We start from the raw sequence: 20309 nt of genomic DNA, 5'->3' as shown, positions 1-20309 counted from the left end.
CAAAAATCGCAGCGCGCGCATCAGACCCCCGCTCGGGCTACGCCCTCCCGCGGGTCTCATGCGCGCGCCAAGGTGGCCGACTTTTGCGCCGCCGCGTGGCCGGTTTTTACTCCGGCGTTGACAGGCGTGGACACCCGCCGGACAGATCTACCGGCAGGCTCTCGATGCTATCCTTGATCAACGCAAGTTGACTGACCCAATCGGTGAGATCGACCGCACCGAACTGATGTCAGTGTGGAGACAGATGCGGCCCTGGCATGATTCCGTCGAAGGGATCGGTCGGCTGAAGCGCAAGTTCACCGTATCGGCTCTGTCGAACGCTGGAATGGCGGCAGTCATCGCACTTTCCAAACGCGGCGGACTGGATTTCGACGCTGTGTTAACCGGAGAGCTGATTCACGCCTACAAGCCCGCTCCCGAAGTGTACAGATCGGCATGTGCTTGTCTCGGATTCAAGCCGGAACAGATCATGATGGTCGCTGCGCATAAATGGGATCTCAAAGCGGCAAAAGACGCTGGCTTCAAGACGGCCTTCGTTCCTCGACCGCTAGAGACCGGACCGAACGGGAAAGTCGACATTGCGGCCGACGCCTCCATCGATGTCTTCGCTGCGAACATCGTCGATCTGGCAAGGCTGGCGGGTGTCTAAGCTCTAAGGCCGGCGGCGAGATCGGGGCCGGTCCTGCCGCGGGGTCCTCTGTTTCAGGTGGGTGCAACACGATCCTTCCGACAAGAAGGTCGCAGATGCCGCAGGCCGGTGGCCTGACTCGTGGGCCGGCTGAAAAGGACTGGTCGCCGCCACTCGACGAGTATGTGGCCGCAGCGGCAAAACTGATCCTCGACGTCTCGCTTATCTCCAGCAACTCCATGGATTTGATCACACCGATGTCGCCGCTAAACTGATGGGATGCGCCCGAAATCGGCCAGCGCCGCGCGAAGTTTCGGGGTAGCGAAATCGAGGAACCGTCGCAGTTTGACCGGCATTATATTTTGAGAGAGATGGACCAGATTAACCGGTATCGGTTCGACTTCGAACTCTTGCAAGATAAACTGCAGCTTACCCGCGTTCACGGCGTCGGCCACGTCGTGCTCCAGTACGAGGGTCGCCCCAACACCATCAATTGCGGCATAGGCGGCAGCGTCCGGCGACGACACGAGCAATCTTGGCACATCGGCGACTGTAAAGATGTCTCCAGTAGCAGGGTTGCGGAAGCGCCACGGCGCCAGATACGGGCTGTCAAATACGACGCAAGGATAATCACTTAACTCCTCTGGCGTTTTCGGCACGCCGTGAGTCTCCAGGAGAGCCGGGCTGGCTGCGACCACTACCCGCAAAGTTCCCACTCTGGTTGCAACCAAGCTGCTATCGCGCAGGCGTCCAATCCGGATTGCGACATCCGCACGTGAATCGACGAGATCGACGTTGCGGTCAGACTGCACGAGCTTGATGCGTATTTCAGGGTATAAACTGAGAAACTGAGTGATAACTGGCAAAACACGCAGTCGCGCAACCTGGACGGGCGTGGTCACGACAAGCTCGCCGCGTGGGGCGGTAAACTCACCAGCAGCGCGACGCTCCTGCTCGTCCACCTGCTCCAGGATATGTCTCGCGGAAGCAACGTATTCGGTCCCTGCGTCGGTCAATTCGAGCTTTCGGGTCGTCCTGACGAGTAGCTTGGTGCCAACCAGTGTTTCAAGGTCGTTGACGTTTCGCGTGAGGGTGGCGACGGGGACGCGCATTTTTCTTGCAGCCGCCGACAGGCTTCCCTCCTCGACCGAGGACACCAGCATCGCCATCGCTTGTAGTCTATCCAAATGAGTCACCAAAATTAGAAAACAATTACGATATTAGCTTGCCCACTCCATTTGGGGAACCTTCGGTTGGATCTGCTGTTGTGCGGCAGCATTCAGCCGACGAGTCCAAAGTCGATATCCGCGCCGGCCCGCTGACCTGCCCCTGAGCGGTCGGCGAGTAGAGTTGACGATCATGGCGCGTCGTTGCTGGTGCGATGCCGTGCTGTAGGGTCGGCGAACCCATCGGACCAGGGTTCGCATCCCCTCAAGGCGTCCATCGCCGCGCTCCGCAATGGCTGCCATTCAATATCGGAGGCATGATCTTTAGAATGACGGCTTCCAGCCCTCGTTCCTGTCCTCCGAACACGGTCTTTCTTCTCTTTATGCCAATTTTGCTAAGGCCGCAAAAAGCGCAATGTTTAGCTGCTTCATCTCGTCCATCACTGGGTTCGGCTGCGACGAGAATTTCGCAATCACGAGGTCCGCGCGGGGGTTGATGAAGAGCCATTGCCCATGGATACCGAGTCCGAAGAAGGCGCCATCAACGTTGCCGCTCTGGTACCATTGACTACGATAGGATCCAGCGGGAAGCCAGCTGACAAAATTGCCGTTGATCCAGGCCTCTCGATCGCCGCCCGTCGTCGCATCTCTCACCCAATCGGATGGCAAGATCTGTCGCCCATTGATCTCCCCGCCGGACCTGACGAGTTCTCCAAAACGAGCGAAATCACGGACTGTTATGAAGAGGCGTTGGCGCGGGGATCAGCAGATGTGCGGAATATGGTCTTTGATGGGCCGATTATTTGGTTGCTCCCGTCGAGGCTTGGCAACGAACGGATATCGGGCGTCCGCAGGCAAGCATTCGGTTCAGGATGGCCACGCCGATCGTAGCTTCAGTCTGTTGAGCGCGGAATGAACGAGCACGTAGCCGCGGACCGATGACGCCCTTGTATCGACCCATCGCGGTTTCAACCAACGCTCGTTTTCCATAGCCGGTGGATGTCTGCCATTTCAGCCGCCCCTCTGCCTGCATGGATGCTATGTGGTCGTCTCTCTGGCAGCATGGTTGGGCGTTGGGCTTTTCAACCGCATTCGAGCGCGGTGGAATAACGACCTTTGCACCTGCGCTATGACGCAGGACAGCGTCATAGGTGGGAGTGCCATCATAGGCTCCATCGGCAGTGAACTGGCCGATCTTATCGTCGATCTGATCCAGCAAAGGTTCCAGCTGCGAGGCATCGCCGGCCTCCTGATCTGTCAGGCTATGTGCAATGATCTCGCCACTGTCGGCATCAACCGCCAGGTGCAGCTTTCGCCAGCTGCGGCGGGACTTTACGCCATGCTTCTCCTCGAGCCATTGGCCGGCGCCATAGACCTTGAGTCCAGTACTGTCGACCAGAACATGAATGGGCCCGTCCGCCACATGCTGCCGGTCGTTGCCTCTGGCCGATGGCTTCCAGGTTCTGGCCCGTCGGCTCAGCGTGGTGTGATCGGGCACAGGCAAATCCAATCCCATCATGTCCAGCACCGAACTCAGCAGGCCTTCGCTCTGGCGCAAACGCAGCCCAAACACCATGCCCAGCATCAGAGTAGTTTCGATCGCCAGATCCGAATAGAGAGGCTGGCCACCACGCGTCCTGCGACGTGGCGCTGCCCAGCCCGCCAGAGCATCCGGCGATATCCAAAGGGTTAAACTGCCACGGCGGCGAAGGCCCGCCTCATACTCCGCCCAGTTCGTCACCTTGAACTTCATTTTACCGATATGATGGCGGCGGGAGGCGTTATGTTTGTGCGGCATCCGGGATCAATCTACCTGTTTCCGATCCCGGCCGCATAGATGCAAAACGTTGAAATTTGATCCTTGCACCAATTCCTTCGTGAATGGCAGGCTGCTGAAATCATCCGGCAGATGCAAAGAAATTCGCCGCCGCTCGGCCGGACTGATATCGCCAAGATCGTGACCGTAGACGGAGCGCGCCTGATGAGGCAGCTTCTTCTTGAAATACCCTTCCGGCAGTCGGTAACGCTTTTCGATCCGGCACAGGATGTCGAAACTGGCAACCGACCGCGGGACACGTTCGCCCTGGATCCAAGACAGAAGCGTTTTGCTGTCGAAGGTCTCGGTCAAGCGAACCACCGCGCGGTAGAGCTGCCAGTAGCTGTCGCCAAACCGGCGCATATGGTAGATGAGCGCATCTTGAAAACTTGCCGGATCGTTGGTCGCCTCAAATAGCGGATCCGGGAATGCACCGATCGGCTTTGGCGCAGGACCGCGTTGCGGTTTTCTGGTCGAGGAAGCCGCCGCTGTCTTTGTGACCGCTTCAGCCTTACCTGTCCGGGCAGACGGCTTTGCTGGAGAAACGTCATCAGCGACTGGAGGCGCCTTTAGCCAACGGATGATCGCATCAAGGGCCGGCCGCAATTGCTTCCTGAGTTCAGCGGTCATGTCGTCTTTGATACCGCAGGCCTCTCCGATCGCAGTCCAGTCGAGATGGCCGTTCAGGATTGGCGGCCGTTTGCGGTAAATGATCAGGCTGGTCAGGTAAGGGCGGATTTTCTCCAGCACCCGCTTTGAGGATATCGGTGCAATACGCATCTCGCAAAATTCCGAAATTTTTCGCTGAAAATGGCGTGATGAAAGGTCGTGTTTGGGCATGCTCGTTCCATTTCTCTCTGGCACCAGTGCCGAGAGCGAGCGGAAATAGGGTCGTGCGGTAAACAAAGCATGTATGGTGAATGCATCTCGCCAGCTGTGGCGCCGGGGTTCAAAAACAACATGAATGATATGTAAGCAGATCAAATAGAAAATTATGGTCCGTTTATATATCATTCATGTTGACCGATTTTGGAATCTTTGAGATAGCTTGCCCTTGTCAACGGAAACGGTTTGGTAGGTGGGATGGCACAGTCTGAGTTAGAATCCTTGTTGGAAATCGGGCAGTTGCTGAAGGCTACGCGTAAAGGCCTGCAATTGACCCAGGAGCAGGTTGCCGACATGGCGGGTATATCGCGTCCCCGCTATCGTGAGATAGAGGCTGGAAGCAGTGCTGCGCGCACGACGACGCTGATCAATATCGCCCGCGCTCTCGGGCTTGAATTGATGCTTATACCGCAAGCGATGGTCCCGGCCGTCGATGCGCTGCTGCGGCCTCATGACGATCTCGACGATCTCCCGGCATTCATGGCGCGTCCAGACGGGGATGAGAATGTCTGAAGTTTCATCCGATCCGAGATCCATTTCGTCGCTCGATGTGCTGCTGAACGATGTCAAGGTCGGCACGATCGTCAGGACCCCCGGCGATTTTAACGCTTTCAGCTTCGAGGACAGTTATCGCGCAACCGGCGGCTTGCCAGTGCTCAGTCTGTCTTTTCGCGCAGCCACTGGCGGCTTGCGTAAGGATCCGATACCCGTCGCCAGAGCGTTACCGGCGTTCTTTGCCAATCTGCTTCCTGAAGACAAGCTGCGCGAGGCGATGGAAAAACACCACGCGGGTAGTGTTCGCGCGGGAAACGATTTCGACCTGCTTGTCGCGCTTGGGTCTGATCTGCCTGGCGCAGTCCGCGTCGTGCCGAGTGACGGAACGATTGTGCGTTTCGACAGCTTGTCCGCTCCCAAGGCGAAGGCCCGGTTCTCGCTTGCCGGCGTCCAGATGAAGCTTTCGGTCATCAAGAATACGGGGAAGGGCGGTGGACTGACACTGCCGCTCGGCGACGACCAAGGATCCTACATCGCCAAATTTCCATCGACCTCGTTTCCCGGGGTGTCGGAAAATGAATATGCCAATCTCGCATTGGCTGAAGCGATCGGGATGGAGGTGCCGGAACGCGAACTTGTGGAGCAATCGGAGTTCGAGGGTATACCAAAGGAATTCGAGACGCTGTCAGATGGCAAGGTCTTGCTCGTCAGACGCTTCGATCGCGGCGCAAACGGCGAGCGCATCCATATTGAGGATTTTGCGCAGGTATTCGGCGTCTATCCTTCGCGGAAATACGAAGGTGCCGCCTATCATGATGTTGCGGGGGCTTTGAACGTCGCTGTATCGTCGGCTGCCGCGCTTGAGTTCGTCCGCCGGCTGGCTCTCGCTGCCATCACCGGCAACGGCGATATGCACTTGAAGAACTGGTCACTGATCTATCGCGAGGCAGGCGAGAAGCCGCAACTCGCGCCTGTCTACGACGTGCTCTCGACAATCCCTTACATCCCCGCGGATGCCATGGCTCTGTCGCTGGCCGGCGAGCGGTCCTTCAAGGCGCTGAACGTGCAGCGGTGGAAAGCCTTCGCCAATCGTGCACGGCTGCCGGAAGCGGCCGTGCTTAAGGCGGTGGTCGACACAGTTGAACAGGTGAACGGATTTTGGTGGTCGCTGCCGGAACGAAAAGTCGTTCCGGCGAAGGTCCTCGAGCGTATCGATACGCATGTAAGGCTGATGACGCCGATACTTGGCACGGGCGCGGAGCGAAGCCCTTCGGCCGAGCGGTAGCCTGTGCCTGTCCTAGCTCGTTCGCCAGTCCTCCTGGCGCGTCTTCACCCGTTGCCAGAGGGCATCGTCGACAATTCTAAGCGACGGCAACTCCTGCACGATATGGTACTCGGCAGCATTCTCCCGTGAGACCCGACGTTCTGTTGTGGGATTTTTGCGATAAGCGAGGCGGTTAAAGACGATCCGTCCGATATAGGCCTGATTGTTCAAAATGCCGCTGCCGCGATTTCGATGCCCGCGAATTGCGGTCCCCTGCCAAGGTCGGCCGCGAGGACCGGATATACCGGGTGCATTGAGTTCCTCAGCGATCCTGACAGGGCTCATGCCGTCGGCGTACTGCTCAAAGATCCAGACGATGGTTGCCGCCTCATCGGCGTCGATCGAACGCAGGCCGCGCACCGGCTCCCCGCTATCGACGAACTCACGTCGCACTCTGTAGCCGTAACAGATACCGCCTGGCACCCGGCCATGCTTGGCGACAGTCTCCATGCCTTCGCGCGTCCGGTAGCGAACCTGTTCGAGCACCTCCTGATTTAGAACCGCCCTTAGTCCCAGTTCCATTGACGACACCGACGCGGCGCCGTGAACCGTCCACAACTCGACGTCATGAAACTGGAGTATCTTGAGAATGCGAGCGCTGTGCTCAAGGTCGCGAGAAAGGCGATCGAGGGTGAGGCAGAGAAAGACGTCATATGCGCCGATGGTTGACCTCGCCAAAGCGGCCTGGAGGCCGGGCCGCGTCTCAAATGACGAGCCGCTGACACCGGCATCGACGAAAGTGCCGGCCAAGTGCCAACCTTGCCGCAGGACGAATTCCTTCCCGAGATCGATCTGGGTTTCGATCGAGGCGGGGTTTTGTTGATCTGTTGAATAACGTGCGTAGAGCAGGACGCGCTTGGTGGCATGCATAATGACCGATCTCCCTGGTTTGAATCGCAGTCACCATGGTAGACATCGAGTATGGGATTCGGGATTTTCATTCACCGCACAGATTCGATCTATGACGACAGCCCGGCTGAGCAGTATCAGTTTCCGAGCCAGTATCTTGGCCGTGTCCAGGCCTCCATGGGAGACTGGATCATCTATTACGAGCCGCGAAAGGTGGCGGCGACGCGCGGATATTTCGCGGTCGCCAAAGTCACACAGATCATTCCGGATCCCAAAGCGCCGGGAATGTATTTGGCTCTGATCGAGCCTGGCAGCTATCTCGATTTCGTCAACGCTGTTCCTTTCAGCGGGCCAGATGGCGTGATCGAGCGCGGAGTGCTCAACGACGCGGGGCGAATTTCGGGAAGGGCGCAAGCAGCCGTGCGGCCGATCTCAGCGGTAGACTTCAATCGTATTTTGTCGATTGGCCTGGCGGAGGATCAACCGGAACTGCCGCGATCGGGCGAGGCAATAGACACGCCAATGGGCGCCGGATTCTCGGACGGCATTCAAGCTCCTTTTATGTTCGAAGAGGAAAGGGTGCGGGTCACACGGCTCTCATCGCGTATCGTTCGCGATCGGCTGTTTCGCAGATTGATCTTGCAGGCCTACGACAAACGATGCGCGATAACAGGCCTGAAGCTGATCAATGGCGGCGGCCGCGCCGAGGTCGATGCCGCCCATATTCGCCCCGTTGAAGCGGACGGCCCGGACATTCTGTCGAATGGCATCGCGCTCTCTGGCACGGCACACTGGATGTTCGATCGCGGCCTTATTGGCTTGTCGGAAGATCTTGAGATTCTGGTTTCGCGTCACGCAAACGACCGCGACAGCATCCAAGGTCTCATCAACAAGACCGAAAGAGCGATCGTGCCGGCAGGTGTTCACGAACGCCCGCATCCTCAATTTCTGAGATGGCATCGCGAGAATATCTTTAAACAATAGAGCGCCGACGGTTCAGATCCTTTCAAGGCGAAATGAAACTATCGAATTCGCGAGCGGAACTGAGCTCCGGTCACGCTAACATCTGAAGCCCGTGCTTCTGCACAAGCGAAAGCAGCTTCAGCGCGGGGCCGCTAGGCCGTTTGGCGCCAGTCTCCCATTTTTGCACCGTCGACTGACTAGTGTTCAGGTATCGGGCGAAGACCGGCTGACTGACGTGGTTTCTTTCGCGAAGGGCCTTGATGTCATCTGGCGTCAGCTCCGACGGGATAACCAGACAATCTTCATCGAAAGTCCGCATCGTTTCCTTGTCGATTGTCCCTGCTGCATACATGCCTTCAACAGTACTATGGATTGCCTCGAAGGCATCGCTCTTGAATTTGCGATTAGTCGCCATGGTCTATCTCCAAAAGGGCGCCGGTTCTAAGTTCCGCCTCGAGATCAGCTTTCGTCTTGCGGCGGTAGAGGTCAGCTAACTTCCGGAACGCCAGAAGCTCGTCGTCATCGATGTTTGCCCGATCCTTCTTCGCAAAAAGATAGGCGAACACCCAGAACTCGCCTGCCTTGGCCAGAACGATCGAACGATGCATGTTCTCGTTGAGACGCTTCTTGAAGACGCCACCTCCAAGGTCGTCGGCCTGTCCAAGAGCGACTTGGCGGATTGCCGTCGACAACGCCTTGTCGGGAATGCGTGCCTTCTTTGCCGCCTTGGCGAACCATGCTGTTTTGTACACTCGGTCTGGCATCGGTCTATATAGCACTCAGTGCTATATCCATCAAGATTGTGGAGGGGAACTATGCCGCTTCCCATACCTGATTCAGAATTCGAGCAGCAAGCGCAGCCTTGTCCTGCGGCAGGAAGCGGCCATAGTGCTGCTGCACCACGTCTGGTGTATCCTGGATCGCATAACTCGCCTGCTCGTAGGAGCCAGTCTGCTTGAGAATATGAGTTGCCAGGATATCCCGCAAATTATGCGGGCCATGCGGCAGCAGCCCCTTGATGGCGCCACGACCGGTATAGGGATTATAGATTCCATAGCGTTGAATCACGGTCCGCCAGGCCTTGTAGAATGTAGTGGAATCGGGACAATGCAATGACAAGGAGGTGCCCATGTTCGCAAAGATCTATCCGGTCCTGAAACCCGCAAATAATGGGCCTGTCGCAAATTTCTGTGCTTAATGGAATGTTGACCATCGGGAGAGAAATTCCTGCTCCGAATGTTGTGGAGCGTGTCGATGATTTTGAATGCCATTGCCGAAAAGCTGAAGCTTCAGTCGAAGGATGATTTCAAAGGGCGACATTTCGAGGCGTGGCTGATCGTGCAGGCGGTTACCTGGTATTTGCGATATCCGCTCAGCTATCGAGATCTTGAAGAGATGTTTCGCGAACGTGGCTTCGAGGTCGATCACAGCACGATAAATCGTTGGGTCCTGGCATACGCACCGATGATCGAGAAGCGGTTGCGCCAGTTTCGCCGACCGCATTGTGGATCAGTCCGTATCGACGAAACCTACGTCAAGTTTCGCGGAGAATGGCGATACCTCTATCGAGCCATCGACAAACACGGAAATCCCGTTGATTTCCTGCTGACCGCAAAGCGCGATCTCGACGCCGCCAAGAGGTTCTTCCGCAAGATGCTGAAAGATGAGCCTTTGTTGTCACCGAAAAAGATCGGCACGGATGGCGCCAACACCTTTCCTTCGACGATCAAAACCTCGGTTGACGATGGGCTGCTGCATCCGGATCCGGTCCACTATGTCACCAAGCATCTCCAGCAAGGCATCGAAAGTGACCATTTCCGAGTGAAGAAGAACATGCCGAAGATCGACGGCTTCCAGTCGTTCAACACGGCGCGGCGAACGATCGCTGGTTTCGAGGCGATGCTTTGGCTGAGGAAAGGTTTTGGCTTTTCCGGAGGCTGGACAGTGAACGATCAGAATGATCTCCTTGCGTGCCTCGTCGGACTGCAAAAGGTTAACAAAGCATGAATATCAGCCCCGCGGTCGGGTCATTCTGACCTCACTGAAAGTTTGCGACAAGCCCGACTTTTCCTTCCGAAGCGCTGCGCGGGATTCTCCGCTCCGTCCGCGCACTTCACGTTGACCTTCCACCGCTCGGTCAGCGGTTTGAGAGCGTCGTGGCGCGTGACCTTGCTGAGCTCTGCGACCGGCTAAAATATTCACGCTAGCAATATTGGCAGACGCTCCAGCAGGAGATTGAGGAATTGCCGCGCTGCGTTGGAGAGCGCCCGAGAACTCGGATAGACTGCATAAAGCGTCACCGGATCGGGGGACCAATCCTCAAGCAGCGGGATAAGCTGCCTTTCTTCGAAGGGATTTCTGCAAAGGGCGGCCGGAAGCGAAGCCGCGCCTAAACCTTGCAGGGCGGCGTTCAGGAGCGCGCTCGGTAGCGTCGTCGTAAAAACCGGTGCGAAGCGGTGCATCTGCACCTGCCGTCCTTTCCGAAACCGCCACTTCCAGTCCGTCCCCCGGCTACCCAGGCCGACGCAGCGAAGATGCTGAAGCTCGGCGGGGGTCTTCGGAAGCGGCCGCCCTTCAAGCAGATCCGGCCGCGCCGCGAGGATATAGGGCGCGGACATGATCTTGCGGGCAACGAGCGTCGAATCGGGCAGGGGCGTGAAGCTGGGATAGATGGCGAAGTCGGCGAGCGTCTCGCGGGGATCGAAAATGCCCATCGTCTCTTCGAGATGCAGGCGCACGTCAGGGACAGATGCCGCAAACTCCACCGCCAGCGCGTCGACGATCGCGGCCCCGATGACGGGCGGGCAGACGACATGCAGGACGCCGGTCGGATAGGCGCGGGCGCGCTCGGCCAGCGCCAGAACCTTGTCCGCCTCGTTGGCGAGCCGAACGCAGTGCTGGTAGCATTCCGAGCCGAAATTGGTGAGCCCGAAACGGCGGCTGTCGCGGTGATAGAGTGGCAGGCCGAGCCGCGTTTCCAGCTCGCCGATGCGGCGGGCGAGAGTCGACTTGGCGATACCCAGGTGCCGTGCAGCAGCGGAAATTCCGCCCGATTCTACAACCTTTCGAAACAGATACATGTCGTCGAGGCCGTTCATGTTTGGCTCCAAATATGGGACTGTAGCATCCCGAATATAGAACACCATTCGTCAAATTCGCAGATATTATTTTCCAGAAGCTGCAACGAATGGATCAAGCCCATGCTGATGACCAACGATATCATTCTCGAAACGCCCTTTGGCAAAGTCAGGGGTATCAAACGCGACGGCGTCGCTGCTTTCCACCGCGTTCCTTACGCAACACCCGCAAGTGGCGAAGGCCGCTACCAGCTTCCGGGCGGACCGCTGCGCTGGAGCGGCATGCTGGATGCGACGCAGCGTAACCATGTCGCACCGCAGTTGCCGTCGCGGCTCGATGCCGTCATGGGCGTCTACCCGATGGTGCTGGACGAGGATTGCCTGCATCTCGACATCTGGTCGCCGGTGGCGCCGGATGCTTCCGCACCAGTTCTCGTCTTCGTGCATGGCGGCGCCTTTATGACGGGCGGCGGCTCGCTTGCCTGCTATGACGGCGCGCTTCTGGCAAAGAACAGCTGCTGCGTCGTCGTCAACATCACCTACCGGCTCGGACCGCTTGGCTTCCTGTCGCAGCCGGGTTTCGCGCCCACCAATCTCGGCATCTACGACCAGATCGCAGCACTCAAGTGGATCGGTGAGGTTATCGGCGCCTTTGGCGGCAATCCGAAAGAGATCACCATTTCCGGCCAGTCGGCCGGCTCCTACAGCATCGCCGTCATGCTCGCCAATCCGGCCTGCAAGGGTCTGTTCAAGCGCGCGATCCTGATGAGCGCGCCGCTGGGGCTCAAGCTCCGCAAGGCCGAGGATGCCCCGCCGGTGGCGCGCGGCATGTTGCAGGTTCTGGACTTCGATCCAGCCGATCTGGCGCCGCTTCGCACCCTTGCTCCGGAGCGCTTCCTGGAAGCACTCAAGCTTTTGCAACCGAAGATGCCCGCGCCGGCCGTGCCCGGTGATGTCGCGCCGCCCTTCATGCCGGTGATCGATGGCGATCTGATCAAATGCGATCCCATTGACGCGATCCTCGACGGGGCGGGTGCGTGGTGCGACACGATCATCGGAATCACCCGCGAGGAATACGGTTCGTTCACGCTCGGCAATCCGATGTTCGCGAACTTCACGGAAGAACAGCTGAAAGCCGAATTCGTGCGCATCTTTGGCGACGGTGCGGAAACGGCGCTGGCCAAGGCAAAGAGCCGCCGCGCGCCGGCCCATCCGGGTGCGATCCTTGCCGACCTTCGTGCTGATGAGGCCTTCAACGACCAGAGCGCCGAGTTCGCCGCCGCTCAGGCTCGGCATGGTGCATATTCCTACATGTACCAGTTCGATTGGCAGTCGCTGCGCGCGGGCCTGGGAGCCTGCCACTGCCTCGACCTGCCGTTCCTGTTTGGCAATTTCGAAACCTGGGTCGGTGCCGGTGCGGCTTCGGTTGCGGGTGCGGATCTCGCCGAACTGCAGGATCTTTCGGGGATCTTCCAGAACGCATTGATGACTTTCGCCCGCACGGGTTCGCCGGAGGGCGAAGGGCTTCCGGCCTGGCCGCGCTATGGCGAGAACGGCACGAGACTTCACTTCGACAGGAGGGTGCAAGCCTACGCAAGCATCTGACGTCATTCAAAAAAAACAGAGAGGGGAATGACATGAAGACCAATGACAATACATCCATCGGCAAAGAGAGAGTGTTCGCCACGATGCTCCTTTGCTTCCTGATCGTGACGCTGGACGGGTTCGACACGATCGCCATCACCTTCGTTGCGCCGATCCTTGCCAAGGACTGGGGTATCTCGCCGGCGGCGATGGTGCCGGCATTCCTGGCCACCAGCGTCGGCGCGGTCGTGGGCTATATGGCCTGCGGACCGCTGGCGCTGCGCTTTGGCGCACGCTCCATGGCGCTTGCGAGCGTCGTCACCTTCGGCCTCGGTTCGCTCGCAACCGTGATGGCGGCGGATATCGCAAGCCTCACGGCGCTCCGCTTCGTCACCGCGCTCGGTCTCGGCGGCGCCTTGCCGATCGCCATTGCCCGGGCAGCCGACCTGATGCCGGGACCGAAAAGCGCCACGGCCGCCATGATGATTGCGACCGGCATTTCCGCAGGCGGCGTGCTGGCAGGCATTGCCGGCGGACCGCTGATGGCACATTTCGGCTGGAAGGGCGTCTTCATTGCCGGGGGCATCCTGCCGCTTCTGCTCCTGCCGTGGATTGCCACCGCGGTCCGTGCCGGCGTGGCAAAGGCTCGCTCGACCGAAGGCGGCAGCGCCGTGTATGCCCTCTTCGGCAACGGCATGGGCAGCGCAACGGCGACACTCTGGCTCTTTGCCTTTCTCGTGTTCGTCATCGCTTACGCCCTGATTTCCTGGATGCCGACGCTTGCGCTGCAGATGGGCCTTGCACCTGAAAAGGCACCGGCCATTGCCGCCGCCTTCTCCATGGGCGGGTTGGTCGGCGATCTTCTGCTGATCTCCCTCTCCGCGCGGGTGCAGACCGCGATGACGCTGCTGGTGGCGGCCGTTATCGGGCTGGCCGGCATCGTCGTCTTCGGACTTGCCGGCATTTCCGTCGGCGCGACCAAGCCGCTCGCAATCCTGATGGGCATGGGCTTCATTCCCTGCTGCGTGGCGCAGAGCGCGCTGGCCGTCACCATATATCCGGCGGCCTTGCGCACCACTGGCATCGGCTGGGCTGCCGCCATGGGCCGCGTCGGCTCGATTGTCGGGCCCGGCGTTGGCGGCGCGGTGCTCGCCTTCGGCTGGCCGCCGCAGCGGATCGTCCTGGCCGCAGCGGTTCCGGCTGTCGCTGCTATCCTGCTGCTTTTGGTGTTCCTGAGGAAAAGGCAAGTACCACTTCCTGCCTAACACTTGGAAAATAGGCAGTCGCAGCCCTCCAAAGATTGCTGCGCCTGCCTGAAAATGCGTCAATAGGGCCGCAATCCGGGCTTATATTTTAAGCTTGAAATAAATTCGGAATGAGCGCAGTCTTTCCGCAGATGACTGTGCGTCCGAAGAGACGACCCGCGCGGGCGATGCCCTACGCCAAGAAAAATCAAAACAACAAACAATCCAGACCAATTTGGAGAGTGGAACAATGACTGCACTGGGACCCACCGGCCTTGCCGACACATTCGCACGCGACAACCTTCCGCCTGCTGACCTCTGGCCGGCGATCGATCTTTCCGGCTTTGACTATCCCGACTGGCTGAATGCCGCGGAAGAGCTGACGGACCGCATGGTCGAGCGCGGCTTCGGCGACCGCATGGCGCTCATCGGCAATGGCCGTCGCCGCACCTATAAGGAACTCACCGACTGGACCAACCGGCTCGCCAATGCGCTGGTCGAGGATTTCGGGCTGAAGCCGGGGATGCGCGTGCTGATCCGCTCGGCCAACAATCCGGCCATGGTCGCCTGCTGGCTCGCCGTCACCAAGGCCGGCGGCATTGTCGTCAACACCATGCCCATGCTGCGCGCCGCCGAGCTTGCCAAGATCGTCGACAAGGCCGAGGTCGAGATGGCGCTGTGCGACACGCGGCTGATGGAAGACATGATCGTCTGCGCCAAGGAAAACGCCTTCCTGACCAAGGTCATCGGCTTTGACGGCACTGCCAATCACGATGCCGAGCTGGACCGCGCTGCGCTTGAAAAGCCGGTGCAGTTCGAAGTCGTGAAGACCGGCCGTGACGATGTTGCGCTGCTCGGCTTCACCTCCGGTTCCACGGGCATTCCGAAGGCGACGATGCATTTCCATCGCGACCTGCTTATCATTGCGGATGCCTATGCCCGCGAAGTGCTGGATGTGCAGCCGGACGATGTCTTCGTCGGCTCGCCGCCGCTCGCCTTCACCTTTGGGCTGGGCGGACTGGCCATCTTCCCGCTGCGCTTCGGCGCGTGCGCGACGCTGATTGAAAATGCCACGCCGCCCAACCTCATCGAGATCATCCACAAGTACAAGGCGACGATCTGCTTCACCGCACCGACCGCCTATCGCGCCATGCTCTCGGCCATGAACGAAGGCGTCGATCTTTCGTCGCTGCGGATTGCCGTTTCGGCGGGGGAAACGCTGCCTGCGCCTGTCTTCGACGAATGGGTCAAGCGCACCGGAAAACCGATCCTCGACGGCATCGGTGCGACTGAAATGCTGCATATCTTCATCTCCAACCGGCTGACCGACTACAAGCCGGGCTGTACCGGCAAGCCGTTGACTGGCTACGAGGCGAAGGTGGTGGACGAGAATATGAATGAGCTTCCGCGAGGAACGGTCGGTCGGCTTGCAGTGCGTGGTCCGGTCGGCTGCCGCTATCTCGCCGACTACCGCCAGACTGAATATGTACGCGACGGTTGGAACGTGACGGGCGACGCCTTCAATGAAGACGAAGAAGGCTATTTCCACTTCGCGGCCCGCAATGACGACATGATTGTCTCCGCCGGCTACAACATCGCCGGGCCGGAAGTGGAAGCGGCGCTGCTCTCGCATCCCTTTGTCAGGGAATGCGCGGTCATCGGCGTGACCGACGAGGCGCGCGGGCAGATCGTCAAGGCCTATGTCGTGCTTTCCGAGCACGCCATCCCCGCGGAACCGACGGTGGAACTCCTGCAACTCCACGTGAAGGCGACAATTGCACCCTATAAATACCCCCGCGCCATCGAATTCGTGAAGGAACTGCCGAAAACAGAATCGGGCAAGATCCAGCGTTTCCGGCTCAAGCAGCCGGCATGTTAGGGCGCGCGGACCGTTCGAGAGAGAGCTTGCGTACTGGCCGCTCCAACACCCTAAGAGCCTGACCGAAAAAGAGTTGAGTGATTTCAGTAGGATGTGATTCCGTCGGATTTGTTGAAGATTCGAAGGAGTTCACGATGTCCTGGACCGAAATCACCCGACGGCAATATGTCCGCAAATCAACCCGCTATGCAAGCGACCTGACGGATCGGGAGTGGGGATTGATTGCGCCTTTCATGCCTGAAACACGGCGGCTGGGCCGCCCGCGCACGACGAGTTTGCGGGAGGTTGTCAACGCAATCCTCTACCTTGCGTCTGCTGGATGCCAATGGCGGATGCTGCCGAAGGATTTTCCGCCTTTCACCACAGTGCAGGGCTATTTCTATGAATGGCGAGCCATGGGTTTGTGGACACGGATCAACCATTACCTTGTTATGGACGCACGGGAATTGGATGGGCGCGAGGCTTCGCCATCGGCGGGCGTCATCGACAGCCAGAGCGTCAAAACCACGGAAAGCGGCGGCATCCGAGGCTATGATGCGGGCAAGAAGATCAAGGGCCGCAAGCGCCATATCGTTGTCGACACGCTCGGGCTGATGGTCGGCCTCATGGTTCACGGCGCGGACATTCAAGATCGCGACGGCGCGCCCGATCTCCTGAAAGCGATCAAGCATCGCTGGCCGTGGCTCAAGCACATCTTCGCCGATGGCGGCTATGCGGGTAACAAGCTGAAACGCCGCCTACAGAAAATCGGCCGCTGGACAATCGAGATCATCAAACGCACCGACAAGGCCAAAGGCTTCGAAATTCTGCCGCGCCGATGGGTGGTCGAACGAACCTTCGCGTGGATCAACAGATGCCGAAGGCTCGCCAAGGATTGGGAGAAATCCGTCGCCTCAGCCGAGGCCTGGATCACCATCGCCCATATCCGTCTCCTCACCCGGCGGCTCGCAAGATATTGCTATCGTTGAAGCCTTTTCGAGTCAGGCTCTTAGCATGTGAAGAATATTGTAGGAGATCCGATGAGGGAAATCCTACCCCTCCTAAGCTGAGCGTGCGCGCTTGTAAGCCGACCTAACTGTAAGTCTTTTATTTTCAATTGTTGACAGCTCTCGAGATACCCAACTTCCAGGGTTGATGGTTCGTATCCCTTCAAGAGCGCCATGAGACGCGCCGATACGATCGCTGTTGGTTAGCGCTAAAACATCCGCGGATGTGCCATCAGCCAAGTCAGATAGCCGAAGATTTATAGATCTCCGCAAGCGCGTCCAGTTCCCAATTGCCTCCGGTCAGAATGACGCACACCTTCTCGTCCGGCCTGACGGCGATGGAACCGGCCAACAGGGCTCCGATGCCGATCGATGCTGCCGGTTCGGCAATCAATTTCGCATCGACGGCGAGGCTCCGCATGCCCTGAATGATATGCTCGTCGTCGACCAGAACGATCTCATCGACATATTTTTCGATGATGGGATAGGGGTTTCTGCCGGGAACGCTGATCCTCAATCCATCGGCAATCGTGTCGAGCAGCGGAAGTGACGTGGGCGCGTTGTTGATCCGGCTGTGGAAGTATTTCGGCGTCAGCGCCGGCTCTGCGCCGATCACGCGCACGCGCGGATTGGTCTCCTTGATGGCGGTCGCGACGCCGGAGATGAGGCCTCCACCGCCCAAGGGAACGATCACAGTGTCGACGTCTTCGAGATCCTCGAGGATTTCGCAGGCCATTGTGCCCTGGCCCGCCATGACCATCGGATCCTCGAACCCATGGACGACCGTGTAACCGTTTTCCTCGGCCAATTCATAGACCCGTTTCCATCTGGCAGCATTGTCGCCGTCGAAAAGAATGACTTCTGCGCCAAGAGCCTTCGTATTCTCGATTTTCAACTTCGCCGTCGTGGTCGGCAGCACCAGCAGGACTTTCGTGCCCAGCATCCTGGCGACATAGGACAGGCCTTGTGCATGATTGCCCGACGAACTGGAGATCAGACCCTTGGCGATCTTTTCCTTGGGTAGAGAGAGCACCGCATTCAGAGCCCCGCGAATCTTGAATGCACCGGTAATCTGTAGCGTTTCCGGTTTGAGATAGAGCTGGCAGCCGACAGCCTTCTCGATCCGTTCCGCGCGCAGCAGCGGTGTGCGCTTGATATAGGGCTGAAGCCGTATCCGGGCCTCCCGGATATCCTCGATGGTGGGGTAGTTGCGATGATTGTCTTGCTGGTTCACCTTCGCCGCCTTTTTGCAATTCAGAGGAATCTGGAGTTGATGTCTATTTGGAAAAGTCTGGAAGGAGCTGAGGCTTTCCGGACATGGAGCCATCCGCCGGGGACCGGAGAGCTTGCTCACGAGAAGAATTCAAACGGGGTTCCGACGTTCTGCTCGATGGCATTGCGATAGATCCTGGCTGCCGTGGTGATGTCCTGTATCGCCATTCCCGTGGAATCGAAGATGGTCACCTCATCGTCATTCTCACGACCGGGTTTGTGGCCCAGCAAAATGTCGCCAATTTCGGCGTAAATATCGTCTCTGGTGATGATATTCCGGTTGAGCGGATGCCAGGTCTCGCCCTTCTCGGTACATTGCACGATCGAGTCGACGACGATTTTCGCGTTCCTGAAGATCTCCGGCTCCAGTTCCTGCTTGCCGCGCTGATCGGTTCCGATGGCGACAATGTGCGTCCCCGGCTTGACCCAGGCCGCTTCCACGGGTGCGCCCAAGCCGCGGGTCGTCGTAATCAGGATGTCGGCTTTCTCGACGGCTTGCTGCTTGGAGCCGGTAACGATGACCGGAATGCCCAGTTCACTTTCGATGTCGTCCTTGAATTTGGCGAGCGTTTCGGCGGTCCGGCTCCACGCATAGATCTCGTCGATCTTCATGACCTCGTTGATGGCGCGGATTTGCATTCTTGCCTGATTTCCGGTGCCGATCGAGGCGATTTTCGAGGCGTTTTTCCTGGCCAGCGCCTTAACCGATACGGCACCGGAGGCACCCGTTCTCAAACCTGTGATCAGGCTTCCATCCATCACGCAGGTGAGGGCGCAGCTCTGGGCGTCGAATAGAATGATCGTCCCCATGCCGGTCGGCAATCCAAAGCTTTCGGGGTTGTTCTTGAAGCCGCCCGAAGAGGCCTTCATGGAGATCGTCTCGTTGACTTTGTAGTAGCCGAGCTTGAAGTCGATTTCCCCTCGAGGCGCAGGCAGGTGGATCGAGAGATAGTCAGGCTGTTCGACCTGACCGGAACTGAAGGCTTTGTAGGCATCTTCGACGGCCCCGATAACGTCCCGATTGCTGATCAGGCGGCTTACGTCCTCTTTGCTCAGGAGCAGCGTCTTCATGTTTCATCCTTGTCATTCGCCGTGCGTTTCTGGCTCTGCCCACCGATCGCGGTGTTGTCCGTCAATTCGCCTATCCGAGCGTCTGGCTGACCAGCGAATAGGTGATCGGCGCATCGGAACCAGCGGGGCCAAACTCCTGCAGCCTCTTGCCCAGCGACATCGTGAGCACGGTGTCGAAGACGGACATGCCACTGCGGATGGCCAGAAGTGCGAAATCGCCGCTTTCGAAGTGGGTATCGAGCCGCAGGAACCGGCCTTCATGTTCCTGTATATGGGGCGAAAGAACATCGATGGCGTCGGCATCGTCCGATGCGACGATGGGGCCAACCACATGGCCACGGCCGAAAGGTCTACAGAGCGAAAATGCCGTCAACAGGCCGTCGCGATAAAGGCCATAGCCGACGGATTGCCGGAAGAGCTTGTCGATCAACCCCGCGCGCACGACGCCGAAGGCCACGCCGTCGAGGGCAGTGATTGCCGGCAGATCTTCTTCCGTGAGAAGACGGATGTCTCCCTGCGGAACGCCACAGGCAGCACCCGCTCCGACCTTCACGATGCCCTGACACTGGTAGACCGTCTTTTCCGGCGCAAAGCCGAGAGAATGATAAAGCCGTTGGGCCGCGCGGGTGGCATTGAGCCTGAGGTTGACGCCCTCGAGTTCCTTGAGTGCATAGTCCATCAGCCAGAGGCCGGTTCCCTGCGTCTGCAGGCGGGGAGACGTGATGACCATGCCGATTGTCGCGAGACCTTCCGCCTGGCGGAACCACATGGCGGAGCCCATGATCCTGCCGATCTCATCATTGGTGACAACGCCCTCGCCAACCTCGCGGAGGAATTGCCAGTCTTCCCCCCGGTGCGGCCAGCCTACGGAAATCGACAGCGCATGCAATTGGTCCAGATCGGCATCCTGCACGTCGGCGATCTGCATCGAGAAGGCGGCGATCTGATTTTTTTTGCTTGGCCCCAAAGTCCCGCCCCCGGCAATCAAGAGTAATCATGCGCAGCGCGCCATGTTTCCGCGACAGCCTCACCATCGTAAACCGGCGCCACCGCATAAATCGCCGTTAAGG

The 20309-nt window shown here is 58.7% G+C and carries 21 protein-coding genes and 2 pseudogenes; 11 read left to right on the top strand and 12 right to left on the bottom strand.

Annotated features, from left to right (window positions below; all coding sequences use genetic code 11):
- The first annotated feature begins 187 nt into the window (after nucleotides 1-187).
- On the top strand, nucleotides 188-649 hold the full coding sequence (locus ABID16_RS22825; protein WP_354558682.1) for an HAD-IA family hydrolase: 462 nt from the start codon (nucleotides 188-190) through the stop codon (nucleotides 647-649).
- A gap of 95 nt (nucleotides 650-744) precedes the next feature.
- Nucleotides 745-903, top strand: a complete 159-nt coding sequence (locus ABID16_RS22820) for a hypothetical protein (protein ID WP_354558681.1) — start codon at nucleotides 745-747, stop codon at nucleotides 901-903.
- Here the strand turns inward: ABID16_RS22820 and ABID16_RS22815 are convergent.
- Nucleotides 895-1797, bottom strand: a complete 903-nt coding sequence (locus ABID16_RS22815) for a LysR family transcriptional regulator (RefSeq protein ID WP_354558680.1) — start codon at nucleotides 1795-1797, stop codon at nucleotides 895-897. The two genes, ABID16_RS22820 and ABID16_RS22815, sit on opposite strands and share 9 nt — an antisense overlap.
- A 67-nt stretch (nucleotides 1798-1864) precedes the next feature.
- On the opposite strand from ABID16_RS22815, the gene ABID16_RS22810 reads away from it, so the two are divergent.
- Nucleotides 1865-2023, top strand: a complete 159-nt coding sequence (locus ABID16_RS22810; RefSeq protein ID WP_354558686.1) for a transposase family protein — start codon at nucleotides 1865-1867, stop codon at nucleotides 2021-2023.
- A gap of 152 nt (nucleotides 2024-2175) precedes the next feature.
- Here the strand turns inward: ABID16_RS22810 and ABID16_RS22805 are convergent, their stop codons facing one another.
- The 3 genes and pseudogenes from ABID16_RS22805 to ABID16_RS22795 form a co-directional block, all read right to left on the bottom strand.
- On the bottom strand, nucleotides 2176-2535 hold the full coding sequence (locus ABID16_RS22805; RefSeq protein ID WP_354558685.1) for a serine hydrolase domain-containing protein: 360 nt from the start codon (nucleotides 2533-2535) through the stop codon (nucleotides 2176-2178).
- 58 nt (nucleotides 2536-2593) lie between these two features.
- The gene (locus tag ABID16_RS22800; protein WP_354558679.1) at nucleotides 2594-3592 is read right to left on the bottom strand and encodes an IS5 family transposase; all 999 of its coding nucleotides are present in this window, start codon (nucleotides 3590-3592) and stop codon (nucleotides 2594-2596) included.
- A 75-nt stretch (nucleotides 3593-3667) separates the two neighbouring features.
- A pseudogene (locus tag ABID16_RS22795) lies at nucleotides 3668-4450 on the bottom strand (hypothetical protein); the annotation flags it as partial.
- A 243-nt stretch (nucleotides 4451-4693) separates the two neighbouring features.
- Between ABID16_RS22795 and ABID16_RS22790 the strand changes: the two are divergent.
- Both ABID16_RS22790 and ABID16_RS22785 read left to right on the top strand, forming a co-directional pair.
- A complete protein-coding gene (locus ABID16_RS22790; protein ID WP_354558678.1) occupies nucleotides 4694-5008 on the top strand; it encodes a helix-turn-helix domain-containing protein in 315 nt (104 codons plus the stop codon).
- A complete protein-coding gene (locus tag ABID16_RS22785) occupies nucleotides 5001-6275 on the top strand; it encodes a type II toxin-antitoxin system HipA family toxin (RefSeq protein WP_354558677.1) in 1275 nt (424 codons plus the stop codon). The genes ABID16_RS22790 and ABID16_RS22785 overlap by 8 nt, the downstream gene beginning before the upstream one ends.
- Before the next feature lie 12 nt (nucleotides 6276-6287).
- Here ABID16_RS22785 and ABID16_RS22780 read toward each other — a convergent pair whose 3' ends face one another.
- Nucleotides 6288-7184, bottom strand: a complete 897-nt coding sequence (locus tag ABID16_RS22780) for a recombinase family protein (protein WP_354558676.1) — start codon at nucleotides 7182-7184, stop codon at nucleotides 6288-6290.
- 51 nt (nucleotides 7185-7235) lie between these two features.
- Here ABID16_RS22780 and ABID16_RS22775 point away from each other — a divergent pair, with 51 nt between their 5' ends.
- Nucleotides 7236-8147 carry an HNH endonuclease gene (locus tag ABID16_RS22775; RefSeq protein ID WP_354558675.1) on the top strand — a complete coding sequence of 304 codons (912 nt, stop codon included), beginning with the start codon at nucleotides 7236-7238 and terminating at the stop codon, nucleotides 8145-8147.
- A gap of 70 nt (nucleotides 8148-8217) precedes the next feature.
- Here the strand turns inward: ABID16_RS22775 and ABID16_RS22770 are convergent, their stop codons facing one another.
- The 3 genes and pseudogenes from ABID16_RS22770 to ABID16_RS22760 form a co-directional block, all read right to left on the bottom strand.
- A complete protein-coding gene (locus ABID16_RS22770; protein WP_354558674.1) occupies nucleotides 8218-8541 on the bottom strand; it encodes a helix-turn-helix domain-containing protein in 324 nt (107 codons plus the stop codon).
- Nucleotides 8531-8890: a type II toxin-antitoxin system RelE/ParE family toxin gene (locus tag ABID16_RS22765; protein WP_354558673.1), complete on the bottom strand. Its 360-nt coding sequence runs from the start codon at nucleotides 8888-8890 to the stop codon at nucleotides 8531-8533. Before ABID16_RS22765 ends, ABID16_RS22770 begins: the two co-directional genes overlap by 11 nt.
- A 49-nt stretch (nucleotides 8891-8939) precedes the next feature.
- Nucleotides 8940-9227 (bottom strand): annotated as a pseudogene (locus tag ABID16_RS22760) (hypothetical protein); the annotation flags it as partial.
- Nucleotides 9228-9380: 153 nt separating this feature from the next.
- On the opposite strand from ABID16_RS22760, the gene ABID16_RS22755 reads away from it, so the two are divergent.
- A complete protein-coding gene (locus tag ABID16_RS22755; RefSeq protein WP_354558672.1) occupies nucleotides 9381-10133 on the top strand; it encodes an IS6 family transposase in 753 nt (250 codons plus the stop codon).
- A 191-nt stretch (nucleotides 10134-10324) separates the two neighbouring features.
- Here ABID16_RS22755 and ABID16_RS22750 read toward each other — a convergent pair whose 3' ends face one another.
- The gene (locus tag ABID16_RS22750; RefSeq protein WP_354558671.1) at nucleotides 10325-11224 is read right to left on the bottom strand and encodes a LysR substrate-binding domain-containing protein; all 900 of its coding nucleotides are present in this window, start codon (nucleotides 11222-11224) and stop codon (nucleotides 10325-10327) included.
- A 102-nt stretch (nucleotides 11225-11326) separates the two neighbouring features.
- On the opposite strand from ABID16_RS22750, the gene ABID16_RS22745 reads away from it, so the two are divergent.
- The 4 genes from ABID16_RS22745 (at nucleotide 11327) to ABID16_RS22730 (ending at nucleotide 16878) form a co-directional block, all read left to right on the top strand.
- Entirely contained in the window at nucleotides 11327-12808 is a 1482-nt protein-coding gene (locus tag ABID16_RS22745) for a carboxylesterase/lipase family protein (protein ID WP_354558670.1), read from the top strand.
- Nucleotides 12809-12840: 32 nt separating this feature from the next.
- On the top strand, nucleotides 12841-14052 hold the full coding sequence (locus ABID16_RS22740) for an MFS transporter (protein WP_354558669.1): 1212 nt from the start codon (nucleotides 12841-12843) through the stop codon (nucleotides 14050-14052).
- A 229-nt stretch (nucleotides 14053-14281) separates the two neighbouring features.
- A complete protein-coding gene (locus ABID16_RS22735) occupies nucleotides 14282-15910 on the top strand; it encodes an AMP-binding protein (RefSeq protein WP_354558668.1) in 1629 nt (542 codons plus the stop codon).
- Between the two features lie 134 nt (nucleotides 15911-16044).
- Nucleotides 16045-16878, top strand: a complete 834-nt coding sequence (locus tag ABID16_RS22730) for an IS5 family transposase (RefSeq protein ID WP_354558667.1) — start codon at nucleotides 16045-16047, stop codon at nucleotides 16876-16878.
- Nucleotides 16879-17137: 259 nt separating this feature from the next.
- Here the strand turns inward: ABID16_RS22730 and ABID16_RS22725 are convergent, their stop codons facing one another.
- From ABID16_RS22725 to ABID16_RS22715, 3 genes are all read right to left on the bottom strand, one after another.
- On the bottom strand, nucleotides 17138-18130 hold the full coding sequence (locus tag ABID16_RS22725; protein WP_354558666.1) for a threonine/serine dehydratase family protein: 993 nt from the start codon (nucleotides 18128-18130) through the stop codon (nucleotides 17138-17140).
- 116 nt (nucleotides 18131-18246) lie between these two features.
- Entirely contained in the window at nucleotides 18247-19239 is a 993-nt protein-coding gene (locus ABID16_RS22720; protein WP_354558665.1) for an ornithine cyclodeaminase family protein, read from the bottom strand.
- Between the two features lie 70 nt (nucleotides 19240-19309).
- Nucleotides 19310-20167 (bottom strand): GNAT family N-acetyltransferase, encoded by an 858-nt coding sequence (locus ABID16_RS22715; protein ID WP_435532469.1) that lies wholly within the window; start codon nucleotides 20165-20167, stop codon nucleotides 19310-19312.
- Nucleotides 20168-20309 lie beyond the last annotated feature (142 nt).

Origin of the sequence: Limnomicrobium aquaticum, from assembly GCF_040545545.1 — a bacterium.
Lineage (GTDB): Bacteria > Pseudomonadota > Alphaproteobacteria > Rhizobiales > Rhizobiaceae > Ensifer_A > Ensifer_A aquaticum.
This window is presented reverse-complemented; position numbering and strand designations above follow the sequence as displayed.

Bases quoted from the DNA above. Each gene is read 5' to 3' on its own strand.
- ABID16_RS22740 (WP_354558669.1), top strand. From the start codon at position 12,841: ATGAAGACCAATGACAATACATCCATCGGCAAAGAGAGAGTGTTCGCC.
- ABID16_RS22790 (WP_354558678.1), top strand. From the start codon at position 4,694: ATGGCACAGTCTGAGTTAGAATCCTTGTTGGAAATCGGGCAGTTGCTG.
- ABID16_RS22755 (WP_354558672.1), top strand. From the start codon at position 9,381: ATGATTTTGAATGCCATTGCCGAAAAGCTGAAGCTTCAGTCGAAGGAT.
- ABID16_RS22765 (WP_354558673.1), bottom strand. From the start codon at position 8,890: ATGCCAGACCGAGTGTACAAAACAGCATGGTTCGCCAAGGCGGCAAAG.
- ABID16_RS22785 (WP_354558677.1), top strand. From the start codon at position 5,001: ATGTCTGAAGTTTCATCCGATCCGAGATCCATTTCGTCGCTCGATGTG.
- ABID16_RS22720 (WP_354558665.1), bottom strand. From the start codon at position 19,239: ATGAAGACGCTGCTCCTGAGCAAAGAGGACGTAAGCCGCCTGATCAGC.
- ABID16_RS22715 (WP_435532469.1), bottom strand. From the start codon at position 20,167: ATGCAGATCGCCGACGTGCAGGATGCCGATCTGGACCAATTGCATGCG.
- ABID16_RS22820 (WP_354558681.1), top strand. From the start codon at position 745: ATGCCGCAGGCCGGTGGCCTGACTCGTGGGCCGGCTGAAAAGGACTGG.
- ABID16_RS22800 (WP_354558679.1), bottom strand. From the start codon at position 3,592: ATGCCGCACAAACATAACGCCTCCCGCCGCCATCATATCGGTAAAATG.
- ABID16_RS22735 (WP_354558668.1), top strand. From the start codon at position 14,282: ATGACTGCACTGGGACCCACCGGCCTTGCCGACACATTCGCACGCGAC.
- ABID16_RS22815 (WP_354558680.1), bottom strand. From the start codon at position 1,797: ATGGCGATGCTGGTGTCCTCGGTCGAGGAGGGAAGCCTGTCGGCGGCT.
- ABID16_RS22730 (WP_354558667.1), top strand. From the start codon at position 16,045: ATGTCCTGGACCGAAATCACCCGACGGCAATATGTCCGCAAATCAACC.
- ABID16_RS22770 (WP_354558674.1), bottom strand. From the start codon at position 8,541: ATGGCGACTAATCGCAAATTCAAGAGCGATGCCTTCGAGGCAATCCAT.
- ABID16_RS22750 (WP_354558671.1), bottom strand. From the start codon at position 11,224: ATGAACGGCCTCGACGACATGTATCTGTTTCGAAAGGTTGTAGAATCG.
- ABID16_RS22775 (WP_354558675.1), top strand. From the start codon at position 7,236: ATGGGATTCGGGATTTTCATTCACCGCACAGATTCGATCTATGACGAC.
- ABID16_RS22745 (WP_354558670.1), top strand. From the start codon at position 11,327: ATGCTGATGACCAACGATATCATTCTCGAAACGCCCTTTGGCAAAGTC.
- ABID16_RS22780 (WP_354558676.1), bottom strand. From the start codon at position 7,184: ATGCATGCCACCAAGCGCGTCCTGCTCTACGCACGTTATTCAACAGAT.